15 protein-coding genes are annotated in these 17,006 nt (G+C 70.0%); 8 read left to right on the forward strand and 7 right to left on the reverse strand.

Going from position 1 to position 17,006, the window contains the following annotated elements; translation table 11 throughout:
• Positions 1-93: 93 nt before the first annotated feature.
• Together IM25_RS15590 and IM25_RS15595 are read right to left on the reverse strand one after the other, a co-directional pair.
• Positions 94-927, reverse strand: a complete 834-nt coding sequence (locus IM25_RS15590) for a glutamate ABC transporter substrate-binding protein (RefSeq protein WP_006551297.1) — start codon at positions 925-927, stop codon at positions 94-96.
• A gap of 68 nt (positions 928-995) precedes the next feature.
• Positions 996-1,724 (reverse strand): amino acid ABC transporter ATP-binding protein, encoded by a 729-nt coding sequence (locus IM25_RS15595; protein ID WP_174556276.1) that lies wholly within the window; start codon positions 1,722-1,724, stop codon positions 996-998.
• A 225-nt stretch (positions 1,725-1,949) separates the two neighbouring features.
• Between IM25_RS15595 and miaB the strand changes: the two genes are divergently transcribed.
• Together miaB and IM25_RS15605 are read left to right on the forward strand one after the other, a co-directional pair.
• On the forward strand, positions 1,950-3,479 hold the full coding sequence (gene miaB, locus IM25_RS15600) for a tRNA (N6-isopentenyl adenosine(37)-C2)-methylthiotransferase MiaB (protein ID WP_033096540.1): 1,530 nt from the start codon (positions 1,950-1,952) through the stop codon (positions 3,477-3,479).
• Entirely contained in the window at positions 3,467-4,060 is a 594-nt protein-coding gene (locus tag IM25_RS15605) for an Rv2732c family membrane protein (RefSeq protein ID WP_016692697.1), read from the forward strand. Before miaB ends, IM25_RS15605 begins: the two co-directional genes overlap by 13 nt.
• Positions 4,061-4,136: 76 nt before the next feature.
• Here the strand turns inward: IM25_RS15605 and IM25_RS15610 are convergent, their stop codons facing one another.
• The gene (locus IM25_RS15610) at positions 4,137-5,549 is read right to left on the reverse strand and encodes a DUF349 domain-containing protein (RefSeq protein ID WP_065996163.1); all 1,413 of its coding nucleotides are present in this window, start codon (positions 5,547-5,549) and stop codon (positions 4,137-4,139) included.
• Between the two features lie 149 nt (positions 5,550-5,698).
• On the opposite strand from IM25_RS15610, the gene IM25_RS15615 reads away from it, so the two are divergent.
• From IM25_RS15615 to IM25_RS15635, 5 genes are all read left to right on the forward strand, one after another.
• Positions 5,699-6,412, forward strand: coding sequence for a hypothetical protein (locus tag IM25_RS15615; protein WP_033096542.1), 714 nt, complete (start codon positions 5,699-5,701; stop codon positions 6,410-6,412).
• Entirely contained in the window at positions 6,409-7,371 is a 963-nt protein-coding gene (gene miaA / locus IM25_RS15620; protein ID WP_052039971.1) for a tRNA (adenosine(37)-N6)-dimethylallyltransferase MiaA, read from the forward strand. Before IM25_RS15615 ends, miaA begins: the two co-directional genes overlap by 4 nt.
• Positions 7,372-7,381: 10 nt before the next feature.
• Positions 7,382-8,248, forward strand: coding sequence for a diaminopimelate epimerase (dapF, locus tag IM25_RS15625; RefSeq protein WP_006551305.1), 867 nt, complete (start codon positions 7,382-7,384; stop codon positions 8,246-8,248).
• Between the two features lie 105 nt (positions 8,249-8,353).
• The gene (gene hflX / locus IM25_RS15630) at positions 8,354-9,820 is read left to right on the forward strand and encodes a GTPase HflX (RefSeq protein ID WP_006551306.1); all 1,467 of its coding nucleotides are present in this window, start codon (positions 8,354-8,356) and stop codon (positions 9,818-9,820) included.
• Positions 9,820-10,860, forward strand: coding sequence for a hypothetical protein (locus IM25_RS15635; protein ID WP_033096543.1), 1,041 nt, complete (start codon positions 9,820-9,822; stop codon positions 10,858-10,860). Before hflX ends, IM25_RS15635 begins: the two co-directional genes overlap by 1 nt.
• Positions 10,861-10,912: 52 nt before the next feature.
• Here IM25_RS15635 and IM25_RS15640 read toward each other — a convergent pair whose 3' ends face one another.
• The 4 genes from IM25_RS15640 to IM25_RS15655 all read right to left on the reverse strand — a co-directional run bounded on the left by IM25_RS15640 (position 10,913) and on the right by IM25_RS15655 (position 15,126).
• Positions 10,913-11,170, reverse strand: coding sequence for an HPr family phosphocarrier protein (locus tag IM25_RS15640; protein WP_006551308.1), 258 nt, complete (start codon positions 11,168-11,170; stop codon positions 10,913-10,915).
• Between the two features lie 103 nt (positions 11,171-11,273).
• The gene (locus IM25_RS15645; RefSeq protein WP_065996164.1) at positions 11,274-13,364 is read right to left on the reverse strand and encodes a PTS fructose transporter subunit IIABC; all 2,091 of its coding nucleotides are present in this window, start codon (positions 13,362-13,364) and stop codon (positions 11,274-11,276) included.
• An 8-nt stretch (positions 13,365-13,372) separates the two neighbouring features.
• Entirely contained in the window at positions 13,373-14,362 is a 990-nt protein-coding gene (gene pfkB, locus IM25_RS15650; protein ID WP_006551310.1) for a 1-phosphofructokinase, read from the reverse strand.
• Complete coding sequence (locus tag IM25_RS15655; protein ID WP_065996539.1) at positions 14,359-15,126, reverse strand: DeoR/GlpR family DNA-binding transcription regulator; 768 nt, start codon at positions 15,124-15,126, stop codon at positions 14,359-14,361. The genes pfkB and IM25_RS15655 overlap by 4 nt, the downstream gene beginning before the upstream one ends.
• Before the next feature lie 133 nt (positions 15,127-15,259).
• Between IM25_RS15655 and ptsP the strand changes: the two genes are divergently transcribed.
• The gene (ptsP, locus tag IM25_RS15660) at positions 15,260-16,927 is read left to right on the forward strand and encodes a phosphoenolpyruvate--protein phosphotransferase (RefSeq protein WP_033096545.1); all 1,668 of its coding nucleotides are present in this window, start codon (positions 15,260-15,262) and stop codon (positions 16,925-16,927) included.
• Positions 16,928-17,006 lie beyond the last annotated feature (79 nt).

Raw genomic sequence — 17,006 nt, forward strand, 5'->3', positions numbered from 1 at the left:
GAGTCCGGAACGGTCCGGCCGGTCCGTGGGATTACGGACCGGCCGCACCGCCGGACGTGACGGGTGGTACCCGTACTCGGTGACGATCGACACTCAGTAGCGATCGACGCTCGGCTGCTCCGGGAGCTCGTAGCCCGAGGCGCCGACCGTCTCCTGGAATGCGGCCTCCCACGCACCGCTGGCGATCATCTCCTCGATCGCGTCGTTGATAGCATTGCGCGACTCGTCGTCGCCCTTGGCGAGACCGATGCCGTAGCGCTCGGTGGTGAACGGCTCACCGACGACCTTGAAGTCGCCCGGGCTCTGCGCGGCGTAGCCGGCGAGGATGATGTCGTCGGTGGTCACCGCGTCGACCGCGCCGTTGCGCAGCGCCTCGACACACAGCGAGTAGGTGTCGAACTCCTGGAGCTGGACGTCCTGCGCGTAGTTGTCCTTCACGTTCTGGGCCGGGGTCGAACCCGCCACCGAGCACAGGCGCTTGCCGCCGTTGAGCGAGTCGGGTCCGGTGATCTCGGTGTCGTCCGCGCGCACGAGGAGCGACTGGCCCGCAATGAAGTACGGGCCGGCGAAGTCCACCTTCTCCTTGCGGGAATCGGTGATCGAGTAGGTCGCGACGATGTAGTCGACCTCACCGTTCTGGATGAGGGTCTCGCGCTGGGCGGACGGAGCTTCCTTGAATTCGATGTTCTCCTCGGACACACCGAGCTGACCGGCGACATACTTGGCGACCTCGACGTCGAACCCGCTGAACGAACCGTCCGGGTTGCGCAGGCCCAGGCCCGGCTGGTCGAACTTGATACCGACCGTCAGGGTGCCGTTCTCCGCGGACTGCGAGACACTGCGCGTCTCGTCGCCACCGCACGCCGTGGCGACCACTGCCACGGCGACGGCGCCGATGCCCAGGCGGATGGAGCGGGACAATTTCATCGAATACCTCCGGTGCGGTTCGGAACTACGTCCGACGGACCGGGTGGCCCGTCGGTGCGGGAATCAGGTCAGTGACTGAGGATCTTGCCGAGGAAGTCCTTGGCGCGATCGGATTTCGGTGTGGTGAAGAAGGTCTCGGGATCGGTGTCCTCGACGATGCGACCGTCGGCCATGAACAGAACGCGGTCGCCGGCCTTGCGGGCGAATCCCATCTCGTGGGTGACCACGACCATCGTCATGCCCTCTTTCGCGAGGGAGGTCATCACGTCGAGGACCTCCTGGACCATCTCGGGGTCGAGGGCGGAGGTGGGCTCGTCGAACAGCATGACCTTGGGATTCATCGCGAGCGCGCGTGCGATCGCCACGCGCTGCTGCTGGCCGCCCGACAGCTGCGCCGGGTATTTGTCGGCCTGATTGGCGATCCCGACCCGGTCGAGCAGCTGCATCGCCGACTCGCGGACCTTGTCCTTCTTGATCCTGCGCACCTTGAGGGGGCCGAGCATGACGTTCTCGAGGATCGTCTTGTGGGCGAAGAGGTTGAACGATTGGAACACCATGCCGACGTCCGAACGAAGGCGGGCGAGTGCCTTGCCCTCCTCCGGCAGCAGGGTGCCGTCGACGTGGATCTCTCCCGAATCGATCGGTTCGAGCCGGTTGATGGTGCGGCAGAGGGTCGATTTGCCCGAACCCGACGGGCCGACGACGATGACGACCTGTCCTCGCGGAATCTCGAGGTTGATGTCCTGCAGTACGTGCAGGGATCCGAAATGCTTGTTCACCCCGTTCATGGAGATCATGGACGAGCTGGTGTCCGACTTCTCGGACGGACGATCCGTTCCGGCGGCCGCTGATGTCATATCTGCAGACCCTATGCCGTCCGACGCCCGAGACTTCGCATTTCGGGACACCTTCGACACGCGCGTCACGGGATTTTTACTGCACGAGCAGTAACGGATACCTCGACGGGGCACGCGCGGTCGGCGCGAGGAAAGGGGACCCGCCGAGGTGAGATACCCTGAGACGTGTCACTGATCGACGAAGAAGCCCCCCGTACCGGTGCCCGGACCTACGAGGTCCGCACCTACGGCTGTCAGATGAACGTACACGACTCCGAGCGTCTGTCGGGGTTGTTGGAGGACGCCGGCTTCACCAAGGCCGTGCCCGGCGCGTCACCGGATCTGGTGGTCTTCAACACCTGCGCGGTGCGGGAGAACGCCGACAACAAGCTGTACGGCAATCTGAGTCATCTGCGTCCGGTCAAGGACGACAACCCCGACATGCAGATCGCCGTCGGAGGCTGCCTCGCCCAGAAGGACCGCGACACGGTCGTGAAGAAGGCGCCCTGGGTCGACGTGGTCTTCGGCACGCACAACATCGGCAATCTCCCCGCACTGCTCGAACGCGCGCGGCACAATCGCCGTGCCGAGGTCGAGATCCTCGACGCCCTCGAGGCGTTCCCCTCGACGCTGCCCGCCAAGCGCGAGTCGTCGTACGCCGGATGGGTGTCGATCTCCGTCGGCTGCAACAACACGTGCACCTTCTGCATCGTGCCGTCGCTGCGCGGCAAGGAGGTCGACCGGCGCCCGGGTGACATCCTCGCCGAGGTGCAGGCGCTCGTCGACGAGGGCGTGCTCGAGGTGACACTGCTCGGCCAGAACGTCAACTCCTACGGCCGGTCCTTCGCCGATCCGGAGCAGCCCCGCGACCGGGGCGCCTTCGCGTCGCTGCTGCGCGCGTGCGGCGACATCGAGGGCCTCGAGCGGGTGCGCTTCACGTCCCCGCATCCGGCGGAATTCACCGACGACGTCATCGACGCGATGGCGCAGACCCCCAACGTGTGCCCGCAACTGCACATGCCGCTGCAGTCCGGCAGCGACCGGATCCTGCGCGCCATGCGCCGCTCGTACCGTAAGGAACGCTTCCTTGGCATCATCGAGCGGGTTCGGGCCGCGATGCCGCACGCCGCGATCACCACCGACATCATCGTCGGTTTCCCCGGTGAGACCGAGGAGGACTTCCAGCAGACCCTCGAGGTCGTCGAGAAGGCGCGTTTCACCAGCGCGTTCACCTTCCAGTACTCGAAGCGTCCCGGCACGCCCGCAGCAGACATGGAGGGTCAGGTCCCCAAGGCCGTAGTGCAGGAGCGCTACAACCGTCTGATCGCGCTGCAGGAACGCATCACCCTCGAGGAGAACCGCAAGCTCGTCGGCACGGAGGTCGAATTGCTCGTCGCGGCGGGGGAGGGGCGCAAGAACGCCGAGACCGCCCGGATGAGCGGGCGTGCCCGCGACGGCCGCCTCGTCCACTTCCGTCCCGAGGGCGCGATCGACACCGCGGTGCGTCCCGGCGACGTCATCACGATCGTCGTCAGCGACGCCGCGCCGCACCACCTCGTCGCGGACACCCCGATCCTCACGCACCGCCGTACACGTGCGGGCGACCACTTCGAACAGGGCCGGTTGCCCAAGACACCGCCGATCGGTGTCGGACTCGGACTGCCGAGCATCGGCGTCCCCGACCCGCTGCCGCCTCAGATGGGATGCAACGCATGACCACCGACAAGCCGCACGATCACCACGCGACGGGTGACGTACGCGCCGAACTCGAAGCCGCCGAACGGAAGGTGGCGAGCGACATCGACCCGGGCGCCCGGGCGATGTTCGTCGCGATCGCCGTCCTGATCCTGCTGGCGACCTTCAGCCTGCCCCACGCCGGATCCGCCAACGGGTGGGAGGTGCTGTCCTTCGCCCCGGACGCGACCACCGAGGAGATCGGTCTGCCGTCGCGGCTGTTCGTCGGCTTCGCAGTGGTCTTCGCCGGGCTGGGCTCGATTCTCGCGCTCGTCACCCGCAAGTGGGCGTTGGCGTGGGTGTCTCTGGCCGGCTCGGCGGTGACCATCGTCTTCGGCATGCTCGCGATCTGGTCGCGCCAGACCCTGCCCGTCGAGTCGTCCGCCGCGGGACCGGGATTCGGTCTCGTGATCGGTTGGTTCGCCGTCATGGTGATCGTCTTCCACTGGGCCCGCGTGGTGTGGGCGCGGACCTCGGCCCAGCTCGAGGCCGAGGCCGAGTTGCGGAAGGTCGCAGCACAGCACGAGCGGCCCCGCCTGATGCGCGACGACCCCGAGGCCTGACGCCTCCGGCACGAACACGACGATCCCCCTCTCCCGGACCGGGAGAGGGGGATCGTCCGTCTCGGATGTCGCGGGGTCAGCGCTCGCCGACGGCACCTTCGGCCGCGTCGGCCCACTCGCGCCACTGGGCGGCCTGGGCGAGAGCCTTCTCGGCCTCCTTCGCCCGGCCGGCGGCGGTCGCCTTGGCGGCCTGCTCCTCGAACTGACGCACCCGCTCACGGAACTGGGCCGCACGCGCGAGGGCCTCGGGATCGGTGCGGCGCCACTCGGAATCCGCGGCCTCGCGCACCTTCTTCTCGATGGCCCGCAGACGGCCTTCGAGATCGTGCATGCGCTCGCGCGGCACCTTGCCGATCGCCTCCCACTGGTCCTGCAGCTCGCGCAGGCGCGCCCGGGCACCTTCGAGATCGGCCGACGGGTCGATCGAGGAGGCCACCTCGAGCAGGGCCTCCTTCGCGCGGGCATTCTCCTCGAACTCGGCGTCGCGCTCGGCGTTCGCGGCGTTGCGTGCGGCGAAGAAGACGTCCTGGGCGCCCTTGAACCGCTTCCACAGCTGGTCGTCGGCGTCCTTCGGTGCCCGTCCGGCCGCCTTCCACTCGGCGAGCAGGTCGCGGAAGGCCGCGGCGGTGGCACCCCAGTCGGTGGAGTTCTGCAGCTCCTCCGCCCGGGCGACGAGTTCTTCCTTGCGGCTCTTCGCCGCGGCGCGCTCGCGGTCGAGTTCGGCGAAGTGGGCTCCGCGACGCCGGTTGAACGCCTCGCGTGCCTTCGAATAGCGACGCCACAACACGTCGTCGACCTTCCGGTCGCCCCCGCGGATGGTCTTCCACTCCTCGAGGATCTCGCGCAGCCGGTCGCCCGCGGCCTTCCATTGGGCGGATTCGGCGGCGATCGTCTCGGACTCGGCCGCGAGGGCCTCCTTGCGGGCCGTGCTCTCGGCGCGCCGACGCTCCTTTTCCTGCTTGGCGAGAGCCGCAGCCTCCTCGGAGTGCTCGATGATCGCGGTGAGCCGGGCGGCGAGCGCATCGAGATCACCGATGACGGCGGCGGTCGGCAGCGACTCGGCCAGTGCCTCGGCGGCCGCGCGGGTCTTCTTCACGTCGGCGGTGCCGGAGGTCAACCGGGTCTCGAGGATCGCCACCTCGGTGACGAGATCGTCGTAACGGCGTCCGAAGTGCGCGAGGCCCTCGGCGGCGTCGCCTGCCTGCCACGATCCGATGCACCGCTCGCCCTCGCTCGTGCGGACCCATGCGGTGCCGTCCTCGTCGACGCGTCCGAACCGACTCGGATCGCTCGCGGGCACCGCCGGGACGTGGGGGTGCGTCTGGGCCGCGACGGGATGCGGCTTCGGGGGTGCTGCGGTGGAACTGCCGTTCTCTCGGCCCGCGGGGCCGGGCGTCGCAGCATGGGCTCGGGGTGTGGCGGGACCGGGACGCGGGGTCCGCTCCTGCGTCGACTCGCCGGTTCGGTCCTGTGCGTTCGGGTCGCTCATCGATACCTCATCTCTGCCGCGCGGCACGGCTGCCTGGTCGCATGGGTCTACCGCCGGTCGATCCCGGGGCTCCGCGATCGTGTCCGCTCACTATTGAAACAGGTCGTGTCCATGCAGGGCGCCGGGTCCGGTGGACTACGGTTGCCGATGTGTTGACCGCCGCGGCGTTCGTGCCGTCCCCACCGCTGCTCGTCCCCGAGCTCACCGGTCTCGCCGTCTCCGAGACCGACGATCTGCGCGAGGCGGTTCTCGAGGTCGGTCGCAGCCTGTCCGGTGCCGCGGAATGGGTGGTCGTGGGAGCCGAGACGGCCGAACAGACCGTTCCTTCCACCGCGCGCGGAACCTTCCTCGGGTTCGGTGTCGACGTCACGGTGCAGCTCGGTCCTGAGGCCGCCGGTGAACCCGATCCCGCGCTCGCGTTGACCGCGCTGGTGGCCGGCTGGATCCGCGACCGCACGGCACCCGGCACCCACGTGACGACCCACGTGGTGGCCGCCGACGCCGACGCCGCCCACTGCGCCGATCTCGGCCGCGACCTGCGTGCGGAGCTCGACCGCGACGATCTGCCGCGAGCACTGCTCGTCGTCGCGGACGGAGCGACGACCCTCACCGCCAAGGCGCCCGGCGCCTACGATCCGCGCTCGGAGGAGGTCGAGGCGGCCCTGGCCGTAGCGCTCGGCGCCGGCGACACGGAGGTGCTCGCGGCGCTCGACCCCGACCTGTGTTCGGACATCAAGCTGACCGGCCGCGCTGCCTGGCACGTCCTGGCGGCCACCCTCGGAGCGCGCCCGCGCTCGGCGTCCGTCACCTACTCCGCCGCGCCCTACGGCGTGGGCTACCACGTGGGGATCTGGACACCGTGAGCGCAGAAAGCACCGGTCCCGCCGACACGCTCGTACCGATCGCGGTGGTGGGCCCCACCGCCACGGGCAAGTCCGATCTCGGACTGGACCTCGCCGAAGCGCTCGGCGGCGAGATCGTCAACATCGACGCGATGCAGCAGTACCGCGGGATGGACATCGGGACGGCCAAGCTGGCACCGGACGAGCGTCGCGGGATCCCGCACCATCAACTCGACGTCCTCGACGTCACCGAGACCGCGACGGTCGCCCGCTACCAGCAGGCCGCGATCGCCGACGTCGAGGCGATCCTCGGCCGCGGCCGCCTCCCGATCATCGTCGGCGGATCGATGATGTACGTGCAGGCACTGCTCGACGAATGGCAGTTCCCGGCGACGGATCCGCAGGTCCGTGCCAAGTGGGAGGCGGTGCTCGAGACCGAGGGGCCCGCCGCGGTCCACCGGGCGCTGCAGAGCGCCGATCCCGCCGCCGCGGCGACGATCCTGCCCACCGACGGCCGCCGCATGGTCCGCGCGCTCGAGGTCGTCGAGCTGACCGGGCAACCGTTCGCGGCGTCGCAGCCGACGATCGGTGAGCCCCGCTGGGGCACCGTGATCCTGGGCGTCGACCGCGACACCGCCGAACTCGACGACCGCATCGCGCGGCGCACCGACCTGATGTTCGAACGCGGCCTCGTCGACGAGGTGCACGGACTCCTCGAAGTCGGGCTGCACGAGGGCGTCACCGCACGTCGCGCGATCGGCTACGCACAGGTGCTCGCGTACATCGACGGGGAGTACGACCTCGACCACGCACGCGAGCGGACGTTCATCGGGACCCGGCGCTACGTGCGACGGCAACGCTCGTGGTTCCGCCGCGACCCGCGCATCCACTGGCTCGACGGCGCCGACCCCCACCTGCTCGACGTCGCGTTGCGGGCCGCCCGGGACGCACGCACATCACCGGCCTCACCAGCCCGATAAGGTAGCGCGCATGGAGTTCAGCAAAGGGCACGGAACCGAGAACGACTTCGTGATCCTTCCGGATCCCGACGCCCGCCTGGACCTCGACGCAGGCCGGATCGCGGCCCTGTGCGACCGGCGTCGCGGGCTCGGCGCCGACGGTGTGCTCCGCGTGGCCCGGGCCGGGGCACTGGTGTCGGCCGGCGCGCTCGGAGAACTGCCCGAGGGCACCGACGCCGACGACTGGTTCATGGACTACCGCAACGGCGACGGATCCATCGCCGAGATGTGCGGCAACGGTGTGCGGGTGTTCGCGCACTATCTGACCGCGCACGGGTTCGAGGACCGCCGCGAGTTCGTCGTCGGCAGCCGGGCGGGAGGCAAGCCCGTCACCGTGCATGAGACAGGACCGGTCCTCGGCGAGGTGACCGTGGACATGGGGACGGTGCGCACCCTCGGCGAGTCGGCGGCGACCATCGACGGGCGGGTCTATCCGGGCATCGGCATCGACGTCGGCAACCCGCACCTCGCGTGCGTGGACCCGCACCTGAACGACACGAGCCTTGCCGGTCTCGACCTCACCTCGCCCGGCTTCGACCCGGGCTTCTTCCCGCACGGGGTCAACATCGAGTTCCTGACCCCGATCGCGGCCGGGACGGTCCACATGCGCGTCCACGAACGCGGCGTGGGGGAGACCCGCTCGTGTGGAACCGGCACGGTGGCCGCGGCTGCTGCAGCCCTGCGCTTCGACGGCGCATCCGACGGCGCGGTGCAGGTGCGGATCCCCGGTGGCTCGGTCGAGGTGCGCATCGAGAACGGTCGCGCCTGGTTGCGCGGGCCGTCTGTGCTGGTCGCGACGGGTGAACTCGACGACACCTGGTGGTCGGCGCCGATCTGATCGGCGCCGCTCGGCCCGGCCGGCGCGCACTTGGGTACCCCCCGCGCGGATGCGGCAGAAAAACTCGAATGCACCGATTCGGGCTTCGTGACACCATGGAGGTGTATGACGAACACACAGCGCATGCATCGCGCAACCACAGATGACAGCACTCCGACCGCGTACGACGCATCCGGAGGCTGGACCGCCGAGGATCCGTCCGTCGGCGAGATGCAACTCGAAGACCGTAGCGCGTTGCGGCGTGTGGCCGGTCTGTCCACCGAACTCGAGGACATCACCGAGGTCGAATACCGCCAGCTCCGACTCGAGCGTGTCGTGCTCGTCGGTGTCTGGACGGGCGGAACGGCCGCCCAGGCGGAAGCGAGCCTGGCCGAGCTGGCCGCGCTCGCCGAGACTGCGGGCTCCGAGGTCCTCGAAGGCCTGGTCCAACGTCGTGACCGGCCCGATGCCTCCACCTACATCGGCTCCGGCAAAGCCGACGAACTCCGGGAGATCGTCCTGTCCACCGGCGCAGACACCGTGATCTGCGACGGCGAACTCACCCCCGCCCAGCTCACCGCGCTGGAGAAGGTCGTCAAGGTCAAGGTCATCGACCGGACCGCGCTGATCCTCGACATCTTCGCCCAGCACGCCACCTCGCGAGAGGGCAAGGCACAGGTCTCCCTCGCACAGATGGAGTACATGCTCCCGCGTCTGCGTGGCTGGGGCGAATCGATGTCGCGGCAGGCCGGTGGCCGTGCCGGCAGCAACGGCGGTGTGGGCCTGCGCGGTCCCGGTGAGACGAAGATCGAGACCGACCGTCGCCGGATCCGTGAGCGGATGGCCAAGCTCCGTCGCGAGATCAAGGCGATGAAGGCCGCGCGCGACACCAAGCGCACCCGGCGTCTGCGCAACAAGATCCCGTCCGTCGCGATCGTGGGATACACCAACGCCGGTAAGTCGAGCCTGCTCAACAAGCTCACCGGCTCCGGTGTCCTGGTGCAGAACGCACTGTTCGCGACCCTCGACCCGACGACCCGCCGGTCGGCGCTGCCCGACGGCCGCGAGTACGTGCTCACCGACACCGTCGGTTTCGTCCGGCACCTCCCGACCCAGCTGGTCGAGGCGTTCCGGTCGACTCTCGAGGAGGTCGCCGACGCGGATGTGCTGCTCCACGTCGTCGACGGCTCCGACCCCATGCCCACCGAGCAGATCAAGGCGGTGCGCGAAGTCGTCACCGAGGTGCTCCGCGAATCGGACGCACCGCCGCCGCCGGAACTGATCGTCGTCAACAAGATCGATGCCGCCGACCCGGTCACCCTGACGCAGTTGCGCAGCGCGATCCCCGGCGCGGTGTTCGTCTCCGCGCACACCGGCGTGGGCGTCGAGGAGTTGCAGACCCAGCTCGCGGGTCTGCTCGAGGATCCCGACGTCGAGGTGAAGCTGCTCCTGCCGTACACCCGCGGTGATCTGCTCGCGCGCATCCATTCGGACGGTCAGATCCTGTCGTCCGAGCACGAGGTGGACGGCACGCGGGTGCACGCGAAGGTGCCGGCAGCGCTGGCGTCGGCATTGGTCGACTTCGCGGCCTGATGCGGGTCGTACGCCGGGCGGCGCTGCTCGCTGCCGTCGCGGCGTTCGTGCCGGTCTCGCACGCAGGCGCGCAGGACGCTGAGACTCCGGTCGCGGATCTGCCGACCGAGATGCTGTGTACCCCCGACGATCCCGTGCTCACCGAACTGTCCGGCCTCGCGACGATCGGCGACCGGCTGTTCGCGACGCCCGATGCCGGGGAGGACGAACGCATCGTTGAACTCGACGACGATTGCTCGGTGCTGCAACGCGTTCCGTCGCCCGTCGATCCCTACGACGTCGAGGATCTCGCCGCGGGGCCCGACGGCCGGTTGTGGCTCGGGGATCTCGGCGACAACACCCGCGTCCGCGAGACGATCGCGCTCATCTCCCTCGACCCCGACACCGGGCAGGGAGATCTGCACCGGCTGACCTATCCAGACGGTCCCCGCGACGCCGAGACCGTGCTCGTCTCCGCGACAGGCGAACCTGTGATCGTGACGAAGGCGCTGTTCGGCTCGAGCAATGTCTACCGGCCCGCACGCGGACTCACGATCGACGGCCTCCCCGTCCCGGGACCTGCCCCCCTCGAGAGGGTCGGGTCGCTGGCACTCGGACCGTCGGACACCCCCGGCGGTCCCATTCCCGGTGCGTCCTCCTCGATGATCACCGGCGGTGCGGTCAACGCCGACGGGACGGTCGCGGCGGTCCGCACCTACACCGACGTCTACCTGTTCCACGTCCCCGACGGCGATCTCGCGTCCGCTCTGGTCGCCGGTCCGCGCTTCCGCGTCCCGGTCCCGGACGAACCGCAGGGCGAAGCCGTCGCATTCACCGCCGACGGTGACCTGGTCACCGCGTCCGAGCGCGGCGCGGCAGGCACGGAGAATCCACCGATCCATATCCGTCGCGGTGCGACCGATCTCTTCGCACCCGCGGACGACGATGCCGCGGACGAGATGTCGCCCGCGGCACTGCCGGTCGTCGGTGCGAGCGTGGCCGCCGGAGTCATCGCCCTCGGGGTGCTCGGACTCGTCGTCCGGCGCCGCGCCCGCCGCTGAGATCAGACGCCGCGACCGCGGCCGAGATCAGACGCCGCGACCGCGGCCGAGATCAGGCGTCGAGGTCCGCGGCGACCAGCTCCGCGACCTGCGCGAGGACCGCGTCGTCATCGCACGAGATCGTGACCTGCGTGCCCTTTTCTGCGCCGAGCGTCATGATCATCAGGGCCGAACCGGCGTCGACGGGCTCGCCGCCGTCGACCGCGAGGGTCACGGGGACACCGGCCGCGACCACGGCCTCGGCGATGATCCCTGCAGGACGGGCGTGCAAGCCGATGGACGAACCGACGGCAACGGTGGTGCTGGGCATGGGAATCTCCTTCGTGGTGGGGAAGTGCAGGAAGTCGGGTAGATCAGGCGCGTGCCGCTGTGATCAGGAGCGTGCCGCTGTGATCAGGAGCGTGCCGCTGTGATCAGGAGCGTGCCGCTACGGGCTGGGGGTTCGCCTCGTCGGCGGCAACCCGGGCGGGACGCGTGATCGACTTGGCGATACTGACCGCGAGTGCGGCGACCACCGTACCGGCTGCCAGTGCGATCAGGAACCACACGACGCGGTCCATCGCGAACAGCACGAACAATCCGCCGTGGGGAGCGGTGAGCGTGACACCCGTCGCCATGACGATGCCGCCGGTCACGGCGCCGCCGAGCATCATCGACGGGATGACCCGGAACGGGTCGGCCGCCGCGAACGGGATGGCGCCCTCCGAGATGAACGATGCACCGAGCAGCCAGGCGGCCTTGCCGTTCTCGCGTTCGGCCGTGCTGTAGAGACGCGGACGCACCAGCGACGACAGTGCCATGGCGAGCGGCGGAACCATACCGGCGGCCATGACCGCCGCCATGATCTCGAGCGAACCGGTGTTGGCGACGTCGAGACCCGCGACCGCGAAGGCGTAGGCGGCCTTGTTGACCGGTCCGCCGAGGTCGAAGCACATCATCAGGCCGAGGATCGCACCGAGCAGCACCGCGGAACCACCGGACAGACCGTTGAGCCAGTCGGTGAGACCGGTCGTGATCGCGGCGAGCGGACGACCGAGCAGCAGGAACATGAGCCCACCGACGATCAGGCTCGCGAGCAGCGGGATGATCACCACAGGCATCAGGCCACGAGCCCAAGTGGGCAGCGGGATACGGCCGACCCACAGGGCCGCGAAGCCGGCGATGATGCCACCGACCAGACCGCCGATGAAACCGGCGCCGACGAAGACGGCCACCGCACCGGCGGTGAAGCCCGGAGCCAGACCCGGACGGTCCGCGATCGCGAAGGCGATGTCCCCGGCCAGTGCCGGGACGAGGAACGAGAACGCCAACGAGCCGATCTGGTACAGCACCGCACCGAGATAAGTGCCGAGCCCACCCTCGGGAAGGTTGGTGAGCGTGTTGTCGAGGACGATGTCGGCGGCCGAGTCGGTGATGTCGGGACCGGCGAGCAGGAAGCCCAGAGCGATGAGCAGACCACCGGCCGCGACGAACGGGATCATGTAACTCACACCGGTGAGCAGGATCTGCCGCAGCCGGGTACCCCAACCGAGGTCGCTGCCGCTCTCCGACTCACCCGCCGGGGCGCCCGCGGTGCCCTCGACGGTGCGTGCGGACGGATCGGTGGCGGCCCGCAGGGCCTCGTCGACCATGGTGTCCGGTTCGTTGATCGCGCGCTTGACGCCCGATGCGATCACGGGCTTCCCGGCGAACCGTTCGCGGCCCTTGACCCCCACGTCGGTGGCGAAGATGACGGCGTCGGCGCCGGCGATCACGTCGGGGGGCAGGGGAGTGCTGCCGCTCGATCCCTGCGTCTCCACCCGGACCGTCACGCCTGCGCGTTCACCGGCGGCGGCCAGCGCATCGGCGGCCATGTAGGTGTGCGCGATACCGGTCGGGCACGCGGTGACCGCGACGATCGTGCGGCCTCCGGGCTGTTCCGCGCTCTGCGGAGGCGCGACCGCCGGCGTCGCAGCGGCTGTCGGTGACGGCTGTTCCGGCGCTGCGGTCGAGCCGGCAGGAGCGCTGCCCGACGACTCCGGTCGGGGCGGGAGGACGTCCTCGACCAGCGCGATGACCTCGTCCGCGGACGCGGCCGCGCGCAGCGACGCGACGAAGTCCGGGCGCACGAGTGCACGAGCGAGAGCGGTGAGCAGCTTCATGTGGTCGCCGCCCGCACCTTCGGGCGCGGCAATGAGGAAGACGAGGTCGGCGGGTCCGTCGGGCGCACCGAAGTCGGCCTTCGGGGACAGCCGGGCGAAACCGAGCGACGGCGTGGTCACCGCTTCGCTGCGTGCGTGCGGGATCGCGATCCCGCCGGGAAGGCCGGTGGCGGACTTGGCCTCCCGTTCGAGAACGGCCGCGGTGAGTGCGTCGGCGTCGGATGCGCGACCGTTCGCTGCGAGACGCTCGGCGAGCGCGGCGATGACGGAGTTCTTGTCGGATCCCAGGTCTACATCGAGCGAGACGAGTTCCGTGCCGATGATCGAGGAACCGCCTGCGGAGCCGGAGTTGGTGTCGGACATGACGTTCCTTAGGAGTGGGAGGGGAGCGGTCGGGGTCGGCGGTGGACGTCGGTGACGTGCACTCGGGATGGATCGACGGAATCGGGTGTGGGCAGGGCTGTTCCGGGGAGCGTGACGGCTGCGGTTCCGTACGCCACGGCGAGGCGCAGGCACTCGTCGGGGGTGTGACCGGCCTGCTCGGCGAGCAGATATCCGGCGAGCGACGAGTCGCCCGCGCCGACCGTGCTGCGGACCGTGACGTCGTCGGCGGTGGCCCGCCACGCGCCGGTGGCGGTGACCAGCACCGCGCCCGCACCGCCGAGGGTCGCGAGTACCGCGCCGACCCCGCGTTCCACCAGCACCCGTCCCGCGTCGACCACGGCGCCGACGTCTCCTGCGGCGGCGCCGGATTCGAGTTCGTGGGCGTCCGCGCCGGTGAGCTGGGCCAGTTCGTCGGCGTTCGGCTTGATCACGTCCGGGGCCGCCGCGGGGAACCGCTCGGCGAGGGCTAGCAGTGGCCGCTCGGAGGTGTCGACCGCGATGCGGCATCCGAGACCGCGCAGGGCACCCACGAGATCGGCATACCACGACTCGGGTACACCGGGAGGAAGAGAACCGGACAGGACGGTCCACGCGGCTCCCTGCGCGCATTCCAGCAGGACTGCGTGCAACTCGCCGAGTGTGCTTCCGGTGCAGGGGGTTCCGGGTTCGTTGAGTTTGGTCGTGGTGCCGTCGGGTTCGGCGACGGTGATGTTGTTGCGCGTCGGCCCGGAGGTGGGCACGGCCCGATGGGCGATGCCCTGCTCGTCCAGCGCGGCGAGCAGAGGATCGCCGGCGTTGGCCGGGAGAACGGCGACGACCTCGGTCGTCGCGGCGTGCAGCACACGCGCGACGTTGATCCCCTTGCCGCCCGGATCGACGGTGGATCGCTCGGTGCGATGCACCCTCCCGCGCTCGAGCGGGCCCGTCAGCCCGACCGTGCGATCGAGACTGGGGTTGGCCGTGAGCGTGACGATCATGTCGTCACCACCTCGATTCCGTGTTCGATGAGTTGCCGACGGTCGGTGTCGTCGAGATCGGTGTCGGTGACCAGAACGTCGATCGGTTCGAGCGACGCGAAGCTCAGCAGATTGCGCCGACCGACCTTCGACGAATCGGCGACCACGACGACCCGGTCGGCGGTGCGCACCATCGCGCGCTTGACCGCGGCCTCGTCGGCGTCGGGGGTGGACAGGCCGTGGTCGATGCTCAGCGCGTTGGTGCCGATGAAGGCCACGTCGACGTGCACCGTCGACAAGGTGGCGAGGGCCTCGGCACCCACCGCGGCCTGCGTGACACCGCGGACGCGACCGCCGAGCAGGTGCAGCTGCACGGTGCTCATTGCGGCGAGGCGCGCGGCGATCGGCACCGAGTTGGTGACGACGGTGAGGTCGACCTCGGGCGGCAGCGCTCCGACGATCCTGCCGGTCGTGGTGCCGGCGTCGAAGAGCACGCTTCCGCCGGACGGCGGGAGGAAGGACGTCGCGGCGGCGGCGATGCGGTCCTTGTGTTCGGCGCGGGTGTGTTCGCGCTCGGAGAGGGCAGGCTCGGCCACCGAGAGCGAGGCGGCCGGGATCGCGCCGCCGTGACCCCGCCGCACGAGGCCCAGGCGTTCGAGGTGTGCGAGGTCGCGGCGCACGGTCTCGGTGGTGACGCCGTACCGGTCGGCGAGCACTGCGACCGACACGCGGCCACGTGCCGCCACCAGTGCTGCGATCGCCTGCTGCCGTTCCTCTGCGTACACCGACACTCCTGGGGGTACCCGATCTGTGGGGAAAACAATGTTGGTTTATGTTGTTTTACGCCCGTCTGTGTTGACATGTCAAGGCTTCCGAGTAATCTGAGTCACAACGAACTACTGCGGTGAGGAGATCTCCATGGAGCAGTCGGCGTCCGTCCTGTACGGCACCCCCGTCGTCCCCGGTATCGGATACGGGCCGGTCATCCGTCCCGTCGCGCGTCCTGTGGTCCCGGCGCAGGGCGCCTCGATCCCCGACACGGCGCGCGAGGCCGAGGTGGGCCGGTTCGAGGACGCCGCGAAGGTCGTGGCCGAGCGGCTGCGCGCCCGCGCCTCGCGTGCATCGGGTGCCGCGGCAGAAGTGCTCCAAGCCACCGCTGTGCTGGTCGAGGACCGCGCCTGGCGCGGGGCGACCGCGACGAAGATCCGGTCCGGATCCGACGCGGTCGGTGCCACCGTCGCCGCCACCGACCAGTTCGCGGCCCTGTTCGAGAAGATGGGCGGGCTGCAGTCCGAGCGGGTCACCGACCTGCTCGACATCCGCGACCGCGTGATCGCCGAACTGCAGGGCGCCCCCGAACCCGGTCTCGAGATGCCCGATTCGCCGTCCGTGCTCCTCGCGGCCGATCTCGCCCCCGCCGACACCGCCGGACTCGACCCGTCCGTCGTCGTCGCGCTGGCCACCTCCCTCGGAGGACCCACGAGCCACACCGCGATCATCGCGCGCCAGCTCGGCATCCCGTGTGTCGTCGCGGTGGCAGGTCTCGACGACGTCCCTGCCGGCACCGAGGTGCTGGTCGACGGCGCGACGGGCCGGATCGTGATCTCCCCGGACAGCGCCGAGGCCGCAGCCGAGGTCGAACGCGACCGCGTCGAGCGCGAGCGGGTGGCGGGCTGGTCCGGTCCCGGCGCCACCGCCGACGGTCACCCGGTCGAGATCCTCGCCAACGTGCAGGACGGATCGGGTGCCCGCGCGGCGCGCCGGACGCCGGCGCAGGGCGTCGGACTGTTCCGCACCGAGTTGTGTTTCCTCGACCGCGACACCGAACCGACGGTGGACGAGCAGGCCGACATCTATGCGGAGGTCTTCGAGGCGTTCGAGGGACGGAAGGTCGTCCTGCGGACCCTCGACGCCGGCTCCGACAAGCCCCTCCGGTTCGCCAACCACCCCGACGAACACAATCCCGCCCTCGGCGTCCGCGGTATCCGCATCACGACCACGGCGCCGGGAGTCCTCGATCGTCAGCTCGACGCGGTGGCCGCCGCGGCCTCGCGCACCGGCGCCACGCCGTGGGTCATGGCACCGATGGTGGCGACCGTCTCGGAGGCGGCCGATTTCGCCGCGCGGGTGCGCGTGCGCGGGCTGTCACCCGGCGTCATGATCGAGGTTCCGTCCGCGGCGCTGCTCGCCGATCGGTTGCTCGAACACCTGGACTTCCTGTCGATCGGCACCAACGACCTCGCCCAGTACACGATGGCGGCCGATCGGATGTCGCCGCAGCTGGCCGCACTCACCGACCCGTGGCAGCCCGCGGTGCTCGCACTCGTGGCCCGCGCGGCGCAGGCCGGGGCGGCCGCGAGCAAGCCGGTGGGGGTGTGCGGCGAGGCGGCGGCCGACCCGCTCCTCGCCTGCGTCCTGACCGGAATGGGCGTGACGTCCCTGTCGTGCGCCGCGTCGGCGGTGACGGGTGTCGGCGCCCGGCTCTCCTCGGTCCCGATGGACCGTTGCCGTGAGGCGGCCGAGGCGGTCCTCGCGAGTGACGACCCCGTCGCGGCACGTGCCGCGGCAGCGAAACTGCTGGACTGAGCGGAGCGGCCGGGACGGCCTGTTCTACGCGGCCGGGACGGCCTGTTCTACGCGGCCGGGACGGCCTGTTCTACGCGGC

This window comes from Rhodococcus sp. p52 (assembly GCF_000763325.2).
GTDB classification, from domain to species: Bacteria; Actinomycetota; Actinomycetes; order Mycobacteriales; family Mycobacteriaceae; genus Rhodococcus; species Rhodococcus pyridinivorans.

Coding starts and splice junctions, on each gene's coding strand:
- IM25_RS15590 (WP_006551297.1), bottom strand. CDS start 927: ATGAAATTGTCCCGCTCCATCCGCCTGGGCATCGGCGCCGTCGCCGTG.
- IM25_RS15605 (WP_016692697.1), top strand. CDS start 3,467: ATGCAACGCATGACCACCGACAAGCCGCACGATCACCACGCGACGGGT.
- IM25_RS15610 (WP_065996163.1), bottom strand. CDS start 5,549: ATGAGCGACCCGAACGCACAGGACCGAACCGGCGAGTCGACGCAGGAG.
- IM25_RS15640 (WP_006551308.1), bottom strand. CDS start 11,170: ATGCCCAGCACCACCGTTGCCGTCGGTTCGTCCATCGGCTTGCACGCC.
- ptsP (WP_033096545.1), top strand. CDS start 15,260: ATGGAGCAGTCGGCGTCCGTCCTGTACGGCACCCCCGTCGTCCCCGGT.
- hflX (WP_006551306.1), top strand. CDS start 8,354: ATGACGAACACACAGCGCATGCATCGCGCAACCACAGATGACAGCACT.
- IM25_RS15595 (WP_174556276.1), bottom strand. CDS start 1,724: ATGATCTCCATGAACGGGGTGAACAAGCATTTCGGATCCCTGCACGTA.
- IM25_RS15645 (WP_065996164.1), bottom strand. CDS start 13,364: ATGTCCGACACCAACTCCGGCTCCGCAGGCGGTTCCTCGATCATCGGC.
- pfkB (WP_006551310.1), bottom strand. CDS start 14,362: ATGATCGTCACGCTCACGGCCAACCCCAGTCTCGATCGCACGGTCGGG.
- IM25_RS15635 (WP_033096543.1), top strand. CDS start 9,820: ATGCGGGTCGTACGCCGGGCGGCGCTGCTCGCTGCCGTCGCGGCGTTC.
- dapF (WP_006551305.1), top strand. CDS start 7,382: ATGGAGTTCAGCAAAGGGCACGGAACCGAGAACGACTTCGTGATCCTT.